The following is an 18,707-nucleotide window of genomic DNA, read 5'->3' as shown; positions in this document are numbered from 1 at the left end:
GAAGGCAGCCATGCCGTTGGCAGCCACGATCTTGCCCAGCCTGCCGGACGCGACAATCTCACGCGCCTGGCGCAGAATCACATTGTGACGGCGCTGATGGCCGACCAGCAAAGGCTGGCCCAGACGCTGCGCGGCATCGCACAACTGGCGCGCTTCCGCCACGCTATCGGCAATCGGCTTTTCCACCAGCACAGCGCTGCCGCGCTCCAGGCAGGAAATCCCCAGGCTCACATGCGTATGATTCGGCGTCGCCACAATCACGCCTTCCGGCTGCTGCGAGGCGTACATGGCGTCTATGTCCGCATACCAGGCGGCGTTCACCTTTTCGGCCATCGCCCGCCCGGCATCGGTCGGGTCCACGACAGCCGACAATTGCCAGTCAGCGCTGCGCAATGCTGCTTCGATATGAATACGGCCGATGGCGCCCGCGCCTATCACTGCCAGATTTTTCTTTGCCATGTTTCCTCCTTGCGCACGCCAGCCGCCTAAGCAACGGCGCGCACTCTCCCTGCGTGCGCGGCATGGCTGCCGCGCCCGTCATATCGAATGCCAATCAGACGATCTGTCTTGCGTTATCAGGCCAGGCGCACGAATGCGCCCGGCGTCAGGCTCAGCGCAGGCGCGCCGCCAGGAAATCAACCATCAGTTTGAGTTCGGAATTGAACATATCGGCGCCCACACTGGTCTTGCAGCCGCGCTCACGCGCAGCCTGAATCCAGGGGGAAACCGCCGGCGAGGTAATGGGGCAGGCCGCAAAGGCTGAGGGATCCAGCTTAGCCACCTGAATCGGCATGGGATCGCTGGCGTTCATGCCCATGGGCGTGGCGTTGACCACCACACCGAAACCAGTGGGATCATCCGACCCGACACCCACCTTATCGCCATAGCGGACTTGCAGACGCGCAATCAGGTCATCGCGGCGGCGCGTATCGGCGTCATGAATGGCCAGGTAGCTGGCGCCCTGCACCAGCAATTCCAGCGCAATCGCGGTACCAGCGCCGCCAGCGCCTACCAGCAGGCAGCGCTGGCCAGCGGGGCTGCCGCCATGCTCGCGGATGCCGCCCAGCATGCCTTCGCCGTCGAACATATCGCCATCCCAGGAATCATCGGCGTTGCGGCGCAAGGTATTCACGGCGCCCAGGAACTCGGCGCGCTCGGTCACGGTGCTGCAATAGCCGCGCATGGAAAATTTATGGGGGATGGTCACGATGATGCCATCCAGATTCCGCACGATGGCTGCTGCGCGCATGTACTCGCCCAGCTGCTCCGGCTTGACATGCACCGGCACGACGATGGCGTCGTGGCCCTGCGCCTGCAGCATGCCGGTCACGCCTGCCGGCGATTTGACCTGCGCAATGGGGTCACCAATGATGGCAATGACCCGCGTTGCACCGCTCAAGGAAAAATTCTGGCTATTCTGGCTCATGGAAGTTCTGCGTCTCGGTTATGGGCGGCGCCAAGCGCCGCCAGGCAAAGCACATGGGCCCGGCTTGTCTCCTGCCGGCACCCATGCCTGTCCACTGGATGCCCGGGCTGCGGCAACCTGCCACGGCTGAACTCGCCGGACCTGGCTGCGGGCAACGACCGGCCATCCTTCCATTGGAATTATATTCAACAAAAATATTTTTTGGAATCGAATTCCACACATTGTATGCTAACGGCCTGAATCGCTGTTCCGGCGCCGCTTTGCAGGCAATTTTCCGTGGCGCCTGCCGGTGCGGCGGCAGCACAGCATTCGCGCTTCTGGCGCAGACAAGCTACGATTAGAACTATTCATGCATTCATACGGATATAACGGTGATGGATCCGTCCATTCCGCTGCTTCTGTTGCAATAACTATTCAAACCGCACTGATAACACCTGTTCACCTATGGCCGGCCCAGCTTCCCGCACCCTTCATGTACTTGAATACCTGACCAGCCATCCGGAAGGACTGCCGCTGGCGACCATCGCCGATACCCTGCAAATACCGCGCAGCGCCGCCCACCGCCTGCTTGCCGAGCTGTCCGACTGCGGCTACGTGCGCCAGGTGCGCGCCCACGGCGATTACGTCCTGACCACCAAGCTCGCTTCGCTGGGCATGAGTTTTCTCTCCAACACCGGCGTCCAGGATATCGCCCAGCCCATCCTCGACCGTCTGGCGGAACTCTCTGGAGAATTCGTGCGCCTGGGCGTGATCGACGGCGAAAGCATCGCCTGGCTGGCACGCGCCCAAGGCGCGCGCACCGGCCTGCGCTATGACCCGGAAATGGGCATGGAAGCCCGGCTGTCCTGTTCCGCTTCCGGCCATGCCTGGCTGCTGACGCTGCCCGATGAACGCGCCATCGAAATGGTGGCGCGCCAGGGCTTCGGCAAACGCGAAGATTACGGCCCCAACGCGCCCCAGACCGTGCATGAACTGCTGGCCTGCCTGGAAGCCGACAGGGCGCGCGGGTTCAGCATGACGACCGACACGTTCATGGCTGGCATGGCCGCCATGGCCGCCCCCATCCGCCGCGCCAACCAGCCGGCCACCGGCACGATCAGCATCGCCGGGCCGGCATCCCGCATGACGGCCGAGCGCATGCAGGAACTCGGCCCGGCACTGCTGGAAGCCGCAGCGGAAATGGCCGCCTCCGGCGGCGTGTCCATGCTGGCTGGCAGCTCCAACCGCCAGGCAGGCCATCCCGTCCTGAACTGAGCGCCATACCGGACGCCTCTTTCCTTACTCCCCGGCGTCCGGCGGCAACACCACTTCGCGTATCTGGCTCAGGGCCTGTTTTCTGAAAGCGCTGGGGCTGCTGCCCGTATGCTTGCGGAAAAAACGCCCGAAATAGGCCTCGTCCTGAAAGCCCAGTGCCGTGGCGATCTGCTTTACGCTGCCCATGGTGTAAACAAGGTTGCGCTTGGCTTCATGCAGCAGACGCGCCTGGATCACCGCCAGCGCCGACATCCCCAGGGCTTCGCGGCAGATACGCGTCAATTGCCCCACCGTCAGCCCCAGTTCATTGGCGTAATCCGCCAATGGCCGGTGCCGTTTGAACCAGGTTTCAACCAGTGCCCGGAAACGCTCAAGATGCGCGGCTTTGCGCGGCGAGAACGACTCGGGCGCGGCAACCGGCGCCTGCGTGATACGGGCGATCTGCACCAGTAACGCCGTCAGCAGCGACAAACTGGCCGCCCGCTGCCCCTGCGCGGGCACGCGCCACTCCCGCTGAATGGCCAGGATCAGCGGCATCAGCGCATCGGCATGCGGCGTATCGCGGGGGAAATTCATGACCAGCGGCGTGCGCAACACCTCCAGCAATTCCGGCATGAGGATTTGCGCCAGCGACTCCAGCGGCCCCTGCGCGGCCGTAATCACGGCACCGTCCACAGGCGGATTCCAGTGAAATCCATGCACGATCCGTGCAGGTGCCACAATCAGGCAAGGTGCCTGCGCCTGCCAGCGTTTTTCATCCAGCAAAACCTCCCCGCCGCCAGCTGTCACCAGCAGAATCTGCACGCAGCCATCATGCAAATGCGGATGAATTTCCCAGTTATACAGACCGGATCTCTGGGGAATCCATTCAAAATCAAAGAGTGTGTCCCAGACCTCGGGGGCCTGGTCGCCATATAGCGCGTAATTCGGAATGGATCGTTGCAGTCCCATGGGTTTGCTCCCTGACATGCACGAAATATCCATTTCGGCGCCGGAATCGTCACTAGGTGATATCCCTAGACCTCGCATAAATGCACGATTCGTCCTGGCCTTTGCAGGAATCACAACCCCGCGCCAGGCCCAAGCCTTCCACAATCCGCCTCACTTGCCCATGGTTTTGCCGCCGCCTGCCGCGCCGGACCGCCTGACCTGCCACGTCCAGCCACGGCCAGGCCCATGGGCCCCTTTTCCTTCCTTCCATGCCAGGAGCACCCATGGTTTCCCCACACTCCCGCAACTCCGCCGAAGACTGGCTGTCGCTGCAAGGCCGCGTGGCCGTCGTCACAGGCGCGGCCAGCGGCATTGGCGCCGCCATTGCCAGCAGTCTCGCCCTGGCGGGAGCCCATGTCGCCCTGCTGGACCGCGATGCGCCTGCCGCCCAGCGGCTGGCGGACAGCCTGGCCCTGCAAGGCGCCCAGGCCATGGCCGTGGCCTGCGATACCGCCAGCGAAACCTCTACCCGCGATGCCGCCAAACATGTGCAGGCCAATCTCGGCGCCGCCAGCATTCTGGTGAATAACGCCGGGATGCTGCGCTCCTCGGCGCTGGACGATGTCGGTCTGGAAGAGTGGAATCAGATCCTGGCCGTGAACCTTACCGGCTACCTGCTCTGCGCGCGCGCCTTTGCCCCGCAACTGCGCGCCCAGAACGGCGGCAGCATCGTCAATATCGCCTCCATCGCCGCGCGCTTCCCGCAAACACGCAGCGGCGCCTATAGCGCCAGCAAGGCCGGCATTTTGCTGCTGTCACGCCAGCTGGCGGCGGAATGGGGGGAATCCGGCATACGCAGCAATGCCATCTGTCCGGGCATGATCCGCACGCCGCTGTCGGCCGCTTTCTATGCCCAGCCAGGTGTGGAAGCCGCCCGCGCCGCCATGACGGCCAGCCGCCGCGTGGGCGAACCGGAAGACATCGCCAATGCCGTGCTGTTTCTTGCCAGCCCCCGCGCCAGCTACGTCAATGGCGCGGAACTGATGGTCGATGGCGGCATGTCCTCCATGCTGATGGACATGGTGCCGCGCCCCGGCTTCAACCACGGCGCAGCCACCCAGGCGGCATAAGCCGCCAGGCCTATCAATCACGAATGCGCGCGCCCTTGCCGGCACGCGCAGCATCAGGAGACTTTCATGAACCCAGCCCTACAGGAAACCCGCATCCGCTGCGACCTGCTGGTCATCGGCGCGGGCGCGGGCGGCATGTCCACCGCCATCGTCGCCAGCAAACACGGCCTGAATGTCGTCATCGTGGAAAAGGCGCCGGTCTTCGGCGGCACCACCGCGTTTTCCGGCGGCGTGCTGTGGATTCCCGGCAACCGCATCTCGCGGGAAGCTGGCGCCCAGGACAGCCGCGCTGCCGCCGAAACCTATATGCGCCATGAAATCGGCGAACACTTCAATGCCGCCGCAGTCCAGGCCTTTCTCGACAACGGCCCGGAAATGGTCGATTTCTTCACCCGGGAAACCTCGGTGCGCTTCATCCCGACGCTTTACCCCGACTACCACCCCACCGCGCCTGGCGGCGTCGATGTGGGCCGCTCCATCCTCGCCGCGCCCTTCGATATCCGCGCGCTGGGCCAGGACATGGAGCGCCTGCGGCCGCCGCTGGAAACCATCACCTTCATGGGGATGATGTTCAACTCCTCGAACGCCGACCTGAAGCATTTCTTCCGCGCCACGAAATCCCTGACCTCCTTCAGCTATGTCGCCCGCCGCCTGGCGCGCCACCTGACCGAACTGCTGCGCTACCGGCGCGGCATCCAGGTGACCAGCGGCAATGCGCTAGCGGCGCGGCTGGCCAAGAGCGCGCTGGATCAGGGCATTGCCATCCGCACCTCGACGCCAGTGCGCGAATTGCTGCGCGACGGCGAACGCATCACCGGCGCGCTGGCCGACTCGCCCAGCGGCCCGCTGCGCATTGAGGCCAGCCAGGGCGTGGTACTGGCCTGCGGCGGTTTTCCGCATGACCAGGAACGTCTCCGCCAGGCTTTCCCCCATGTCCGGCGCGGCGGCACGCATCTGTCACCCGGCCCTAGCGGCAACACCGGCGATGGCGGACGCCTGGCGGAACAGGCCGGCGGCACTGTCGATATCCGTTTCCCCGCGCCGGCCGCCTGGATGCCGGTCTCGCGCGTGCCCCTGGGCAAGGGCCGCCATGGCGTCTTCCCCCATCTGCTGGACCGCTACAAGCCCGGCATCATCGGCGTGACGCGGGCAGGCAAACGCTTCACCAATGAATCCGAGTCTTATCACGATGTGGGCGCCGCCATGCTAACCGCTTGCCAGGACGGCAAGGAAACCGAAATGTGGCTGGTCTGCGATAAGACCGCTATCGCCAAGTACGGCCTGGGCTACGCCAAACCGGCCCCTTTGCCGCTAGGCCCGCATCTGCGCAGCGGCTATCTGACAAGCGGCAAAACGCTGGCGGAACTGGCACGCAACACAGGGATAGATGCAGCGGGGCTGGAAGCCACGGTACGCGAATACAACCAGGGCGCCATACAGGGCGAAGACCGCCAGTTCGGCCGCGGCAGCACCAGCTTCAACCGATATCTGGCTGACCCCGAACACCAGCCCAACCCTTGCGTCGCTCCCATCCAGCAGGGGCCCTTCTATGCGCTGCGCATTCTCATGGGCGACCTGGGCACCTTTGACGGCATACGCACCGCCGTGACGGGCGAAGTCCTGCGGCAGGACAACAGCGTCATTCCCGGCTTGTACGCCGTGGGCAACGACCGCGCCAGCATCATGGGCGGCACTTATCCCGGCGCTGGCATCACGCTGGGGCCCATTCTGACCTTCGGCTACATCACTGGCCGCCACATCGCCCAACAGGCCCAGCAAACCCAAACCGCACGGAGCCAGCCATGAACCGCAAACCGCTGATCGACCACCGAACCTACACCATCGCGCCGCGCAAAATGGCGGAATTCCTGGAAGTCTTCGACCGCCTCGCCATGCCTGTGCTCAAACGCACGCTGGGCGAACCCATAGGCTTTTACACCAGCCATGTCGGCCCGCTGAACCAGGTGGTGCATCTCTGGGCCTACGACGACCTGAGCGACTACGAACGCCGCAGCCAGGCACGCGACAGCGACCCGGAATTTCCCGCTTACCTGCAGGCATCCGGCCATCTCATCGTGGCACAGGAAAACCGGCTGCTGCGCCGCGCCGAACTGCCCTCCTGCCGCACGGACAGCGGCGCCGGCTGAAGCTGCCCCCCCCTGCCTTGCCGCAACCAATCAATACCAAGAGGAGACTTTGCGGATGACAAGCATCAATATTTTCAATGGCCTGGTGTATGGCGCTCTGCTGATCGTCATGTCTTCAGGCCTGGCCCTGATCTACGGGCTGAGACGGGTCGTGAACTTCGCCCACGGCTCGCTCTACATGCTGGGCGCCTATCTCGGCTACAGCATTGCCAGCCAGGGCGGCTTCTGGCTCGCGCTGGCCGCCGTGCCGCTCATCATGCTGTGTTTGGGCGCGCTGCTGGACCGCTATTGCTTCCGCCTGCTGCAAGACCGCAATCCGCTGACGGTCGTGCTGGTGACCTTCGGCCTGCTGCTGATTCTGGAAGACCTGGTGCAAACCGTCTGGGGCCGCAGCAATCTCTCGCTGCCCGCGCCGGAATTGCTGAGCACCTCCGTCAGCCTGTTCGGCACGCCCGTCCCCGCCTACCGCATTGCGGTTCTCGCGGTGGGCCTGGGCGTGGCGCTGGGACTGGCGGCCTGGCTGCGTTTCTCCCGCATCGGCCTGTATGTGCGCGCCGCCAGCACCGACCCGACCACGACCGCCATGCAGGGCGTCAACACCGATGGCCTCAGCGCGCTCGTTGTCGGCCTGGGCACCGCGCTGGCAGGGCTGGCCGGCGTCGTCGCGGCTCCCTTTCTGTCGCTCTCGCCCACGATGAACAGCGATGTGCTGATCGACTCCTTTGTCGTCGTGGTGGTCGGCGGCCTGGGCAGTCTGTCCGGCGCCTTCATCGCCGCGCTGGCGCTGGGGCAAATCCAGGCGCTGGGCGCGATTTATCTGCCCGGCCTGGCCGCCGTGCTGCCCTTCATCCTGATGATTGCCGTACTGCTCTGGAGGCCCGCCGGTCTGGCCGGGAACCGCACATGACAACCCCTGCACCCGCAACGCCCATGCCCACCCTCAAGCCCCGCACCCTGGCACCGGCCACGCTGCTGCTGCGAACCGCGGCCGCGCTGGCTGCCGGCCTGCTAGTCGCCACCCAGGCCCAGTCCGCCATGCTGCTGTCGCTGCTGACGCAGGCCACTATCTTCGCCATCTTCGCCCTCGGTGTCGGCCTGCTGCTGCGCCAGAACGGCATGGTCAGTTTCGGCCACGCCGCTTTCTACGGCCTGGCCGGTTACGTCGCCGCCATCCTGATGCAGCAGCACGGCATCCCGGCCGAGGCCGTCATTGTGCTGACGCTGCTCATCATGGCGCTGTTTTCATGCCTGATGGGACTGGTCATCGTGCGCGTGCCCGGTATCGCCTTCGGCATGCTGACGCTGGCCGTGGGGCAGATGTTCTTTCAGCTGGCATCAACCTCGCGTTCGCTGACCGGCGGCGCCGACGGCATGTATCTGGACTGGCCTGCGCGCCTGTTCGGCGTGCCCATCGGCCTCATCCAGCGCCAGGATGTGCTGTTCGGTATCAGCTGGACCTTGCTGGTGCTGTGCATCGCCGGGCTGGCCGCGCTGCTCTCGACCCGCTTCGGCCGCGTCACCGAAGCCGTGCGGGACAACGAAGAACGGGCGCGTTTCATTGGTATCCGCACCCTGATGCCGCGTGTTGCCATCTTCGCGCTGTCGGCGCTCGTCACCAGCCTGGCTGGCCTGCTGTCCGTGCTGAATACCGGTTTTATTTCACCCGAAAGCCTGCACTGGAGCGTCTCCGGTTCCGCGCTGATGATGGTCATCATCGGCGGCTTTCGCACGCTCTGGGGGCCGGCGCTGGGCGCCGTGGTCTTCTTCCTGGCGCGCGACCTGATCGGCGATTACGCCCAGCACTGGCTGGCCATTTTCGGCACCGCGCTGATCCTCATCATCGTGTTCTCGCCGGAAGGCATAGGCGGCGCGCTCCAGCGCCTGTGCCAACGCCGCCGCCCGCAACGCACCTGAGGCCCAGCCATGCAACAGAACATTCTTGAAGTCCGCGACATTGCCGTGCATTACGGCGGCGTGAAAGCCGTGGATGGCGTGAACTTCGCCGTCGCGCGCGGCGAAATCCACGGCCTCATCGGCCCCAACGGCGCCGGCAAATCCACCGTCATAGACGCCATCACCGGCAGGCGCCGGCCCACACGCGGCCAAGTCCTGCTCAATGGCCAGGACGTGACCGCCATGGGTGTGATTGAACGCCGCCAGCTCGGCCTGGCGCGCTCTTTCCAGCGCACCAGCATCTTTCCCGAAATGCGCGTCTATGACCAAATCGAACTGGCTGCCTACAAGGTCGGCGCCCAGCACCCCGAGGCCAACACCGAAGAAGTGCTGCGCCAGCTGGAACTGAACCGCATGGCCCATCTGCCCGCCACGGAACTGGGCTACGGCGAACAGCGCCGCCTGGATCTGGCGCTCGCGCTGGTCGGCCAGCCTTCCCTGCTGCTGCTCGACGAACCCATGGCCGGCCTTTCGGCCCAGGAATCGGAAGACCTGGCGCGCCACTTGCAAACCCTGGCGCAGCAATGGTCGGTATCGGTGCTGCTGGTCGAACACGATATGGACATCGTCTTCGGCATCAGCCATGCCGTCACTGTCTTCGAACTCGGCCGTGTCATCGCCAGCGGCGAACCGGCGACTGTCCGCGCGCATCCCCGCGTGCGTGAAGCCTATCTCGGGAGCGCCGCATGAGCACCGTCTTGCAAGTCCAGAATCTGCAGTCCTACTATGGCGCCGCCCATATCCTGCATGGCTTGTCCCTGGATATCCAGGCAGGCGAACGGGTCGCGCTGATTGGCCGCAATGGCGTCGGCAAAACCACGCTGGTCAACTCCCTGCTGGGCCTGGCCAGCGTGCGCGGCGGCAGCATGCGCATAGGCGGCAAAACCATCACCCGGCCGCGCCCCTATATGGCGACGCGCCAGGGCATGGCCGTCGTGCCGCAAGGCCGGCGCATCGTCGCCAATCTCAGCGTCGAAGAAAACCTGCTGCTGGGCGCGGCCTGCGGCCGTGCCGGGCACTGGACCGTCGCGCGCATCTATGAACTGTTTCCCATTCTGCGCGAACGCGCCCACACGCCGGGCACGGCACTGTCCGGCGGACAGCAGCAAATGCTGGCCATAGGCCGGGCGCTGATGTCCAACCCAACCCTCGTGATTCTGGACGAGCCCACCGAAGGCCTGGCGCCCGTCATCGTCGATCAGCTCGCCGACATTTTCAACCTGGTAGCGGATCAGGGCACGGCGCTATTGCTGATCGAACAAAACCTCAGTCTGGTCGCGCGCGTGGCGCGCCGCTACTACGCCATGGCCAAAGGCGCCGTGACCGGCACCGGCCTGATCGACGACAACAGTTTGCGCGAATTGCGCGAGCACGTAGTGGCCTGATCGCAGGCCAATAATAACCAAGGAGACAAGCATGACAACCCAACGATTCCTGCCGCGCAGCCTGCTCGGCCTGGCCCTGGCCGCCATCCTGCCCCTGGCCGGCGCGGCCGACAAGGACCCGGTGCGCATCGGCACCGTGACCTCCGTATCCGGCGTGTTTTCGCAGCAAGGCGAGGAAGTGCAGCGCGCCGTGCAATTCGCCGTGGAGCAAGCCAACAAAAAAGGCGGTGTGGACGGCCGCGCCGTCGAACTGAAAATTGCCGATGACGAAAGCACCCCCGACGCCGGACGGCGCGCCGCCGAAAAGCTGGCGCGCGACGGCCACAATCTGCTGGTCGCCCCCATCGCCTCATCCATCACCATGGCCGTCGGCCAGGGCCTGGAACGCTGGGATGCCATGCAGGTCGTGCACCTGTCCAAGGCAGACCGCATTACCGGCGACTCCTGCAAACCGCGCATGTTCCGCAGCAGCCACTCGGACAGCATGGACCTCGCCATGTTCGACGAATGGCTCAAGGATGTGCCGGAAAAGAAATTCGCCGTCGTGGGCGCGGACTATGTCTGGGGCCGGGATTCCGCCGAGCACTTCGAGCAATCCGCCGCCAAGCTGGGCAAGGAAGTCGCGCTGAGCGTCTTTCCGCCGGTAGGCACCAAGGATTTTGCGCCGTATATCGCGCAGATCAAGGCCCAGCCGGATATCGACGGGATCTGGGTGGCGCTGGTCGGCCGCGACCTGATCGCCTTTGCCAAGCAGGCCCATGAATTCGGCCTGACTGACAAGCGCATCATCGGCCATGCCTACATCATGAATTTCGTCGTCAATGCCACGGGCAATGCCACCGAAGGCGTCTGGGGCAACATCGGCTACAGCCCTGATATCGACACCCCCAGGAACCACGAATTCGTCGTGGAGTTCCAGGAAAAATATGGCCGTACGCCGACCGACAACGAAGGCCAGGCCTACAACGCGGTGCAGACCATTTTCGAAGGCGTGAAACTGGCCGGCAGCACCAAACCCGCCGACGTGTCACAGGCCTTGCGCGGCGCCACCTATGAAACCATCTACGGCCCGGCCACCATGCGCGCCGAAGACAATCAGCTGATCTTGCCGACCTACATCGGCCAGGTGGAAGCCGTGGACGGCAAGCTGCGCCCAGTCGTCAAACAGGCCTTCGGCCCTGAAATCGTGCCGGCCCCGACCGGCGAATGCAAGATGTAAAACCTGAGCCAAGGCCGGTGCCCGCCGGGCGCCGGCCTGCCGCCTCACACCTTCTTCACGAATTCCGATTTGAGCTGCATATTGCCGATGCCATCGAGCTTGCAATCAATATCGTGATCGCCATCGACCAGACGGATATTGCGCGCCTTGGTGCCCATCTTCACCACTTGCGACGATCCCTTGATCTTCAAATCCTTGATGACCGTCACGGTATCGCCATCCTGCAGCACATTGCCGACAGCATCCTTGACGACCTTGACCGGCTCGGCCGCCGACTCCGCCTGCGCATCCGCCGCCCATTCATGCGCGCACTCTGGGCAAATCAGCAGCGCAGCATCCGCATAGACATATTCGGATTGGCATTGGGGACAGGGCGGCAAAGTAGTCATGGCTTTTTTCTCATTTAAAACAAGCCATTATAGGCAATTCCCGATATAACAGAAGGGGCTTTGCCCGCCTGGCTGCCCATACTGCCGGCAGGCTCAGCGGCTGGGCAGCAGGGAGATCACCTCCACCACCGGTTTCAAATGCTCTTCCAGCACCGCAGCCGCCGCATCGGCATCATGCGCCAGCAAGGCCTCCAGCAGCGCCTGATGCTGTCCCGCGTCAATCAGAACGCATCAGTTCAATACCGCGGTCTGCTCATGGGTACACCAATCCTTGAGTACCGCGGCAAAACGCGCAACACGCCGGACATCCCTTTTTTCCCGCATGCGGGCCGGCAAGATATTGGCCAGCCCGCGCACCGGCGCCAGCAGACGGTTAAAGCGCAAGAGAGCGCTCTGATCAGCGCCCTGGTTGCCGGCACGCGTAAAGTAGCGCCGCAACAGGCGCTTGCCGGCGGGCCCGACTTCGTCCGGTTCCAGGCGCCAGAGGATATCGCCCAGCAGCAGAAACAGATCGTAGGCCGCTGCCAGCCCATGCGACAGCGCGGCGCCAAAGCGCTCCTCGAAGTCGATGCGGTACAGGCAGCCGTCGCGCACCGTCAGATTGCGCAGCTGCGCGCCCCCGTGCCAAAAGCCCTGGCGGTGAAAAGACGCCAGGTCATCGACGGCCGCGTCGTAGTGCTTGCCCACCTGTTCGAGCGGCCGGCCCCGGACGATTTCATCCAGGCTGCGCCCCACATGTTCCAGCACGATGAAACGCTCTTCGTCCAGGTACACCTTCGGGACTGCGCAACCGCCATGGGCCAGTGCGCGCAAACGCCCCGCTTCGAAATGGATATCGCCCTGGCGCAGGCGCGAAGGACGCGCGAACTCGCCAAAGGCCAGCAAACAGGCCAGCGCGCCGACACTGGCGCGCAACGATGCGCCCGGCTTGGCGCGCCAGGCTTTCATCACATAATGACGGTCAGCCAAACGGAAAATCTGCAATTCTGCGGCCGCGCCGCGATAAACATCCAGCGCGGTTTGCCGCAACGCCAGCGATGACTCAGGCATCCCTGACCTCCACGGAAACTCCCCATCAACAGACGCGGGGCCGATAGCGGCCAAGCCGCCGGCCCTGTGCCCTCCGGTACACTTCCCATTCTGGACAAAGGGACGTCAAGAAAGCGTTAACACCGCCAGCACGCCGCTGGCGCCTCGGGTATAACGTGGTTTTTAAACCCATGTGGTTTTTAAGCCCGGCAGCCGCTCCCCCCCACCACCTCGCGTCCCCCTGGCACACTGTTTGTCCCCCTACCGCGTCCCTCGCAGGCAGTCATGCGTATCCTGGTTATCGAAGACACCCTTCCCATTCTTACCAATATCGTCGATTACCTGTCCGGCCTGGGCTATATCGTCGATTGCGCCGATGACGGCCAGGCCGGTTTTGACAGACTGAGCCGGGAGGAATTCGACCTGGTCGTGCTGGACCTGATGCTGCCCCGCATGGATGGCTATGAGCTGTGCCGCCGCCTGCGCCACGAATTGCGCAGCACGATACCGGTCATCATCGTGACGGCGCGCGATGCGCTGGACGACCGGCTGGCCGGTTTTGACGCCGGTGCCGATGATTACCTGGTCAAACCATTCGCCCTGGCGGAACTGGGCGCCCGCATCCGCGCCCTGCTGCAACGCCGCCGCAGCGCCACGCCGTCCATTCTGCGCGTTGGCGACCTCAGCCTGGATCAGGACACCCTGGTGCTGGAACGCGCGGGCGCCCTCCTAAAGTTGCCGCCTGCGCCCCTGACACTGCTGCGCCTGCTGATGCTGCACAGCCCGGCCGTGGTGCACCGCACACGGCTGGAAGAAGCGCTATGGCATGATTCCCCGCCGGACAGCGATGCCTTGCGCACCCATATCCACCACCTCCGGCAAGTCATAGACAAACCTTTTGACCATGCCCTGCTGCACACCGTGCATGGCATCGGCTACCAATTGCGCCCCCAATGAAAACGCCCAAAATTCTGCGCGGCAAGCTGGCGCGCAGCCTGATCCTGCGCTTTCTGGCCCTCACGCTGGCGGTGGCGGGCATTCTGACCCTGCTGTCCGGCTGGGCCTTCAACCGCCTGGAAGCCATGTCGCACCGCATCGACATGGACCTGGCCATAGACCGCCTGCGGGACGACCTCGCCGCAGGCATGGCGCCAGGCTGGCCCAACCATTTTCTGTACGGCGCGCCGGGCAGCCACCGCTTTCCTGATGATCTGCGCCCGCTGGCCCCCGGTTTCCACATGGTGAACCGCAGCGGCCGCAATTGGCTGGTCATGGTCGAAGATATCGAGGATGAACGCTACATCCTGCTGCGGGACTACACCGACTATCTGCAATCACAGCGCATTTATGAAATCGCCGGGCTGCTCTGCCTGGCAGCCAGCCTGGTGCTGGCGCTGGCCCTGGGGTATCTGGCCACCCGGCGCGTCATCCGCCCCATCGAACGCCTGTCACGCGACGTGCAGCGGCGCAGCGAACTGCCACCCGGCACGCAGCTGGCTGCCCAATACCCTGAGAATGAGATCGGGCAGCTCGCCACGGCCTTCGATGCCGCCTATAACGCCCTGGAAGAGGCCTTGCTGCGGGAACGCCTGTTCACCGCCGATGTCGGCCACGAATTGCGCACGCCCCTGATGAGCGGCCTGAGCACCTGCGAATTGCTGGCGGCCGACCCGGCGCTCAATGAAACCACGCGCACCCGCGTCATGCGTATCGAAAACGCCTTGCAGGATATGCAACAGCGCGTGGATGTGTATCTCATGCTGGCACGCGGCCGCCAGGATGGCGCGGCCTTTCCGCATGCCCCGCTGCACGAGCTCACGCAGGAACAATGGCAAACCTGGCTGCCGCAAGCCGAGCGGCGCGGCATCGAGCTGCGGCTGGAAAACAGCGCCGGCCCGGCGCTGGGCGCCCCCGGCTATGCCGTCCCGCTATTGCGCAGCGTCTTGTCCAACCTGATCCGCAACGCGCTGCAGTATGCCGGCAGCGGCGCCCAGGTACGCATCTCGCATGGCTGGGATTGGCTGGAGGTGTGCGACGACGGCCCCGGCATTCCCCAGGATCGCCAGGAAGCTTTGTTTTCGCCCTTTGTGCGCGGCGATACCAGCGATGGACGCCCGGAAGGCAACCTGGGGCTGGGTCTGTCCATGGTGCAGCGGATCTGCCGCCATCAGGGCTGGCAATTGCGCCTGCACTCGCGCCCGGGGCAAGGGTCCCGGTTCGTGATTGAAATGCGGCCTGGCACCCGTTCCTGATATTCCCTTGAGCCACACCAAACAGGACAAATTCCTGATTTATCTGCCGCAAATAGGAAAAAAGCGCACAAAAAAGAAAAGGGCGGACGACGCCCGACAGACCGGCTTGCGTGGTAGAGGTGCACGCTCGCCGGCCCGCCCATAAAAGGCGCCGTCCGCCCTGCCTCCTGGCAGCCATCAGGGCTGCCAGGAGACGGGTTTACTGTGAGAGAGGGTCTAGCGGTCTGTCAGCCTGCTCAATCCGCCTGCTTGCGCAGGAAAGCCGGAATATCCAGATGCTCCATACCAGCAGACTCCATCGCACGTACCTGGGCCGTTGCCTGACCACGCGGATTGCGCATCACCGTCGGCACTTGCAGGTCGTTGCCGTAGCCCATGGGCATGGCTGTGCCGCCGCCGACGAAGTAATCGTCGGTGCCGGTGCGCAATGCCTCAGCGGGTTCCGGCACCAGCTGGGGGCCGCTTTGCACCTGCTTGCCCAAACCCGTGGCGACCACCGTCACGCGCAGATCGTCACCCATGGTTTCGTCATAGGCGTTACCGAAGATCACGGTGGCATCTTCAGCGGCATAGCCGCGGATGATTTCCATGATCTCGCGGGTTTCGCGCATCTTCAAGGAACGGCTGGCAGTGATATTCACCAGCACGCCGCGCGCGCCATGCAAGTCCACGCCTTCCAGCAAGGGGCAAGCAATGGCCTGCTCTGCGGCCACGCGGGCACGGTCCTGGCCGCTGGCAACAGCGGTACCCATCATGGCCTGGCCTTGTTCGCCCATGATCGTCTTGACGTCTTCGAAGTCAACGTTAACGTTACCTTCGACATTGATGATCTCGGCAATACCGGCGCAAGCATTGTGCAGCACATCGTCGGCAGCGCGGAAGCAGTCGTCCTGGGTGGCGTCTTCGTCCATCAGGTCGTACAGGTTTTCGTTGAGCACAACGATCAGCGACGTGACATGGCGCGACAGCTCACGAATGCCTTCTTCCGCGGACTTCAAGCGGCGGCCGCCTTCGAAACCGAAGGGCTTGGTCACCACGCCTACCGTCAGGATGCCCAGCTCCTTGGCCACTTCCGCCACCACGGGGGCAGCGCCAGTGCCAGTGCCGCCGCCCATGCCGGCGGTAATGAAGACCATGTGCGCGCCATTGAGCGCAGCGCGGATTTCCTCGCGCGCGGTTTCTGCCGCAGCACGGCCCTGTTCGGGCTTGGCGCCAGCGCCCAGGCCTGTGCGGCCCAGACGAATTTGCACCGGCGCCTGGCTGGTCACCAGCGCTTGCGCGTCCGTATTGGCGCTGATGAACTCCACGCCCTGCACGTTGGAACGGATCATATGCGCGATGGCGTTGCCGCCCGCGCCCCCGACACCCACGACCTTAATGACGGTCCCGCTGGGGTTGGTATCCACAAGTTCGAAATTGATCATGACAAGACTCCCTCACAAGTCTAAAGAAAATAAACAACTACCCTCTACAACATATGAATGGCACGGCCAACACGCTATGCCACGAACCTTCAGACCGGCCGCCCCCAGGACGGCCGGCGCCACATCCTTAATGCATGAACCACTCGCGCATGCGCGCCAGCACCTGCTGGAAGCTGCCGCGCTGCTGCGCGACCTTGTGCCCGCGCAGGCGTTGCGTGCGGGCCTCGGCCAGCAGCCCCATGACCGTCGAGAAGCGCGGGTTGCGCATCACATCGGCCAGGCTGCCCTGGTAATCCGGCACCGCCACGCGCACTGGCTTGAGGAAGACATCCTCGGCCAGTTCCACCATGCCGGGCATCAGCGACGAGCCGCCGGTCAGCACAACGCCGGAGGCCAGCAAGTCTTCGTAACCAGACTCGCGCACCACGCGCTGCACCAGCGAAAACAGTTCTTCCACACGCGGCTCGATCACCGCGCCCAGCGCCTGGCGCTTGACCAGACGTGACCCGCGGTCGCCCAGGCCAGGCACTTCCACGGTTTCTTCCGCGCCGGCCAGCACCTGCTTGGCCACGCCATAGCGCAGCTTGATTTCTTCCGCATCCGGCGTCGGCGTGCGCAGCATGGCGGCGATATCGTTGGTAATCTGGTCGCCAGCCACCGGCACCACCGCCGTATGGCGGATCGCGCCGCCAGTGAAAATGGCGATGTCGGTCGTGCCGCCGCCGATATCCACCAGCACCACGCCCAGCTCTTTTTCATCCGGCGTCAGGCAAGCCAGGCTGGAAGCCAGCGGCTGCAGGATCAGATCCTGCACTTCCAGGCCGCAGCGGCGCACGCACTTGATGATGTTCTGCGCCGCGCTGACCGCGCCAGTCACGATGTGCACGCGCACTTCCAGGCGCAGGCCGCTCATGCCTATGGGTTCCCGGATATCTTCCTGGCCATCGACAATGAATTCCTGCGTCAGCACGTGCAGCACCTGCTGATCGGTGGGAATATTCACCGCCTTGGCCGTCTCGATCACCCGCGCAACATCCGTCGCCGTGACTTCCTTATCCTTGACCGCCACCATGCCGCTGGAATTGAAGCTGCGGATATGGCTGCCCGCAATGCCGGCATAGATATCGCGAATCTTGCAATCCGCCATCAGCTCGGCCTCTTCCAGCGCGCGCTGGATGGAGTTCACGGTCGTTTCGATATTCACGACCACGCCTTTGCGCATGCCGTGCGATTCGTGCTGCCCCAGGCCGAGCACTTCAAAGCCCCCTTGGGGCAAAATTTCGGCCACTACCGCCACCACTTTGCTGGTGCCGATATCCAGGGCAACGATGAGATCCTTGATGTCTCGGGTCATGGCTTCAATGTTTCTTACGTAGAGAATTATTAGGAAGTTCGGCCAGCGTCAGCGCAAACCCATTGGGATAACGCAGATCCGCCTCTTTGACGGTTCGGCCTTCAAGCCGTCGCACTACGTCGGGCCAGACCTGAACAAACTGCTGAATACGAGCGGCAAACGGCAAGGCGCCAGGCAGGCCGTGCGGGTCGGGCGCATCCGCCCCCGGGTCACGGCCCAGATTGAGTGTCATGCCATCCGACAAATCCACCATCCAGGCATAACGCGGGCTCAATTCGATACGCCGCACCTGCAGGGTCAGCGGCGCAAACCAGCGCGCCAGTTCCGCATAGCGCTGCACCACCAGGCTTTCCGCCCCCTCCGGCCCCAGCAGACGCGGCAGTTCCTCGTCGTCGGCCAGTTCGCCCAGGTTCGCGGTAAACACTTCGCCCCAGGTATTGATCATCTGGTTTTCATTCCAGAAGGCCAGGGGCTGCTGCTCTTCGATGCTGACCTTGATCGTGTTGGGCCAGACCCGCTGCACACTGGCGCGCCGCACCCAGGGCGCCGATTCCAGCACCTGCCGCGCCTCATCCAGGTCCAGCGTGAAGAAGTTGCCATGCAGGCGCCCGGCAATCGCCGAGCGCACGCCTTCCGGCGTCACATAGGACAGCGGCTCCTCCTGCGACGCCGATTCCAGCTCAATGGCGGTCAGCGCAAACACCGGCCGCTGCACGAGCCACAGCACACCGGCCACCAGCAGCACGAAGGCTGCCAGCACCGCCAGTGCGTTGGCGATCACATTGAGGAAACGGGCGTCATTCCACACGGATGAT

19 protein-coding genes are annotated in these 18,707 nt (G+C 64.1%); 11 read left to right on the top strand and 8 right to left on the bottom strand.

Annotated features, from left to right (window positions below):
• Positions 1–459 (bottom strand): Gfo/Idh/MocA family protein (locus ACTJGZ_RS07885; protein WP_441662386.1); only part of this gene is annotated, 459 nt, incomplete at its 3' end.
• Between the two features lie 151 nt (positions 460–610).
• Positions 611–1,426: a shikimate dehydrogenase family protein gene (locus ACTJGZ_RS07880; RefSeq protein ID WP_441662385.1), complete on the bottom strand. Its 816-nt coding sequence runs from the start codon at positions 1,424–1,426 to the stop codon at positions 611–613.
• A gap of 444 nt (positions 1,427–1,870) precedes the next feature.
• On the opposite strand from ACTJGZ_RS07880, the gene ACTJGZ_RS07875 reads away from it, so the two are divergent.
• Entirely contained in the window at positions 1,871–2,680 is an 810-nt protein-coding gene (locus ACTJGZ_RS07875; protein WP_441662384.1) for an IclR family transcriptional regulator, read from the top strand.
• 24 nt (positions 2,681–2,704) lie between these two features.
• Here the strand turns inward: ACTJGZ_RS07875 and ACTJGZ_RS07870 are convergent, their stop codons facing one another.
• Positions 2,705–3,631: a helix-turn-helix domain-containing protein gene (locus tag ACTJGZ_RS07870; RefSeq protein WP_441662383.1), complete on the bottom strand. Its 927-nt coding sequence runs from the start codon at positions 3,629–3,631 to the stop codon at positions 2,705–2,707.
• Positions 3,632–3,894: 263 nt separating this feature from the next.
• On the opposite strand from ACTJGZ_RS07870, the gene ACTJGZ_RS07865 reads away from it, so the two are divergent.
• From ACTJGZ_RS07865 to ACTJGZ_RS07830, 8 genes are all read left to right on the top strand, one after another.
• The gene (locus ACTJGZ_RS07865) at positions 3,895–4,740 is read left to right on the top strand and encodes an SDR family NAD(P)-dependent oxidoreductase (RefSeq protein ID WP_441662382.1); all 846 of its coding nucleotides are present in this window, start codon (positions 3,895–3,897) and stop codon (positions 4,738–4,740) included.
• Positions 4,741–4,806: 66 nt separating this feature from the next.
• Positions 4,807–6,546, top strand: coding sequence for an FAD-dependent oxidoreductase (locus ACTJGZ_RS07860; protein ID WP_441662381.1), 1,740 nt, complete (start codon positions 4,807–4,809; stop codon positions 6,544–6,546).
• Positions 6,543–6,887, top strand: coding sequence for an NIPSNAP family protein (locus ACTJGZ_RS07855; protein ID WP_441662380.1), 345 nt, complete (start codon positions 6,543–6,545; stop codon positions 6,885–6,887). The genes ACTJGZ_RS07860 and ACTJGZ_RS07855 overlap by 4 nt, the downstream gene beginning before the upstream one ends.
• 55 nt (positions 6,888–6,942) lie before the next feature.
• Positions 6,943–7,794, top strand: a complete 852-nt coding sequence (locus ACTJGZ_RS07850) for a branched-chain amino acid ABC transporter permease (RefSeq protein ID WP_441662379.1) — start codon at positions 6,943–6,945, stop codon at positions 7,792–7,794.
• A complete protein-coding gene (locus tag ACTJGZ_RS07845) occupies positions 7,791–8,801 on the top strand; it encodes a branched-chain amino acid ABC transporter permease (protein WP_441662378.1) in 1,011 nt (336 codons plus the stop codon). The genes ACTJGZ_RS07850 and ACTJGZ_RS07845 overlap by 4 nt, the downstream gene beginning before the upstream one ends.
• 9 nt (positions 8,802–8,810) lie before the next feature.
• On the top strand, positions 8,811–9,530 hold the full coding sequence (locus ACTJGZ_RS07840; protein WP_441662377.1) for an ABC transporter ATP-binding protein: 720 nt from the start codon (positions 8,811–8,813) through the stop codon (positions 9,528–9,530).
• Entirely contained in the window at positions 9,527–10,225 is a 699-nt protein-coding gene (locus ACTJGZ_RS07835) for an ABC transporter ATP-binding protein (RefSeq protein WP_441662376.1), read from the top strand. Before ACTJGZ_RS07840 ends, ACTJGZ_RS07835 begins: the two co-directional genes overlap by 4 nt.
• A gap of 31 nt (positions 10,226–10,256) precedes the next feature.
• A complete protein-coding gene (locus tag ACTJGZ_RS07830) occupies positions 10,257–11,444 on the top strand; it encodes an ABC transporter substrate-binding protein (protein ID WP_441662375.1) in 1,188 nt (395 codons plus the stop codon).
• A gap of 44 nt (positions 11,445–11,488) precedes the next feature.
• Here the strand turns inward: ACTJGZ_RS07830 and ACTJGZ_RS07825 are convergent, their stop codons facing one another.
• Together ACTJGZ_RS07825 and ACTJGZ_RS07820 are read right to left on the bottom strand one after the other, a co-directional pair.
• On the bottom strand, positions 11,489–11,833 hold the full coding sequence (locus ACTJGZ_RS07825) for a zinc ribbon domain-containing protein YjdM (protein ID WP_441662374.1): 345 nt from the start codon (positions 11,831–11,833) through the stop codon (positions 11,489–11,491).
• A 231-nt stretch (positions 11,834–12,064) separates the two neighbouring features.
• Entirely contained in the window at positions 12,065–12,883 is an 819-nt protein-coding gene (locus tag ACTJGZ_RS07820; protein WP_441662373.1) for a hypothetical protein, read from the bottom strand.
• Between the two features lie 264 nt (positions 12,884–13,147).
• Between ACTJGZ_RS07820 and ACTJGZ_RS07815 the strand changes: the two genes are divergently transcribed.
• Positions 13,148–13,819, top strand: coding sequence for a response regulator transcription factor (locus tag ACTJGZ_RS07815; RefSeq protein WP_441662372.1), 672 nt, complete (start codon positions 13,148–13,150; stop codon positions 13,817–13,819).
• Entirely contained in the window at positions 13,816–15,114 is a 1,299-nt protein-coding gene (locus ACTJGZ_RS07810) for a sensor histidine kinase (protein WP_441662371.1), read from the top strand. The genes ACTJGZ_RS07815 and ACTJGZ_RS07810 overlap by 4 nt, the downstream gene beginning before the upstream one ends.
• 236 nt (positions 15,115–15,350) lie before the next feature.
• On the opposite strand, the gene ftsZ is transcribed toward ACTJGZ_RS07810, so the two are convergent.
• The 3 genes from ftsZ to ACTJGZ_RS07795 all read right to left on the bottom strand — a co-directional run bounded on the left by ftsZ (position 15,351) and on the right by ACTJGZ_RS07795 (position 18,700).
• On the bottom strand, positions 15,351–16,538 hold the full coding sequence (ftsZ, locus tag ACTJGZ_RS07805; RefSeq protein WP_441662370.1) for a cell division protein FtsZ: 1,188 nt from the start codon (positions 16,536–16,538) through the stop codon (positions 15,351–15,353).
• 127 nt (positions 16,539–16,665) lie between these two features.
• Positions 16,666–17,892 (bottom strand): cell division protein FtsA, encoded by a 1,227-nt coding sequence (gene ftsA / locus ACTJGZ_RS07800; RefSeq protein ID WP_441662369.1) that lies wholly within the window; start codon positions 17,890–17,892, stop codon positions 16,666–16,668.
• A 4-nt stretch (positions 17,893–17,896) separates the two neighbouring features.
• Complete coding sequence (locus ACTJGZ_RS07795; protein ID WP_441662368.1) at positions 17,897–18,700, bottom strand: cell division protein FtsQ/DivIB; 804 nt, start codon at positions 18,698–18,700, stop codon at positions 17,897–17,899.
• Positions 18,701–18,707: the final 7 nt, after the last annotated feature.

Source organism: Kerstersia sp., from assembly GCF_052103615.1.
Lineage (GTDB): Bacteria > Pseudomonadota > Gammaproteobacteria > Burkholderiales > Burkholderiaceae_B > Kerstersia.
The sequence above is the reverse complement of the archived record's forward strand: the minus strand, read 5'-3'. Positions and strand labels throughout refer to the sequence as shown.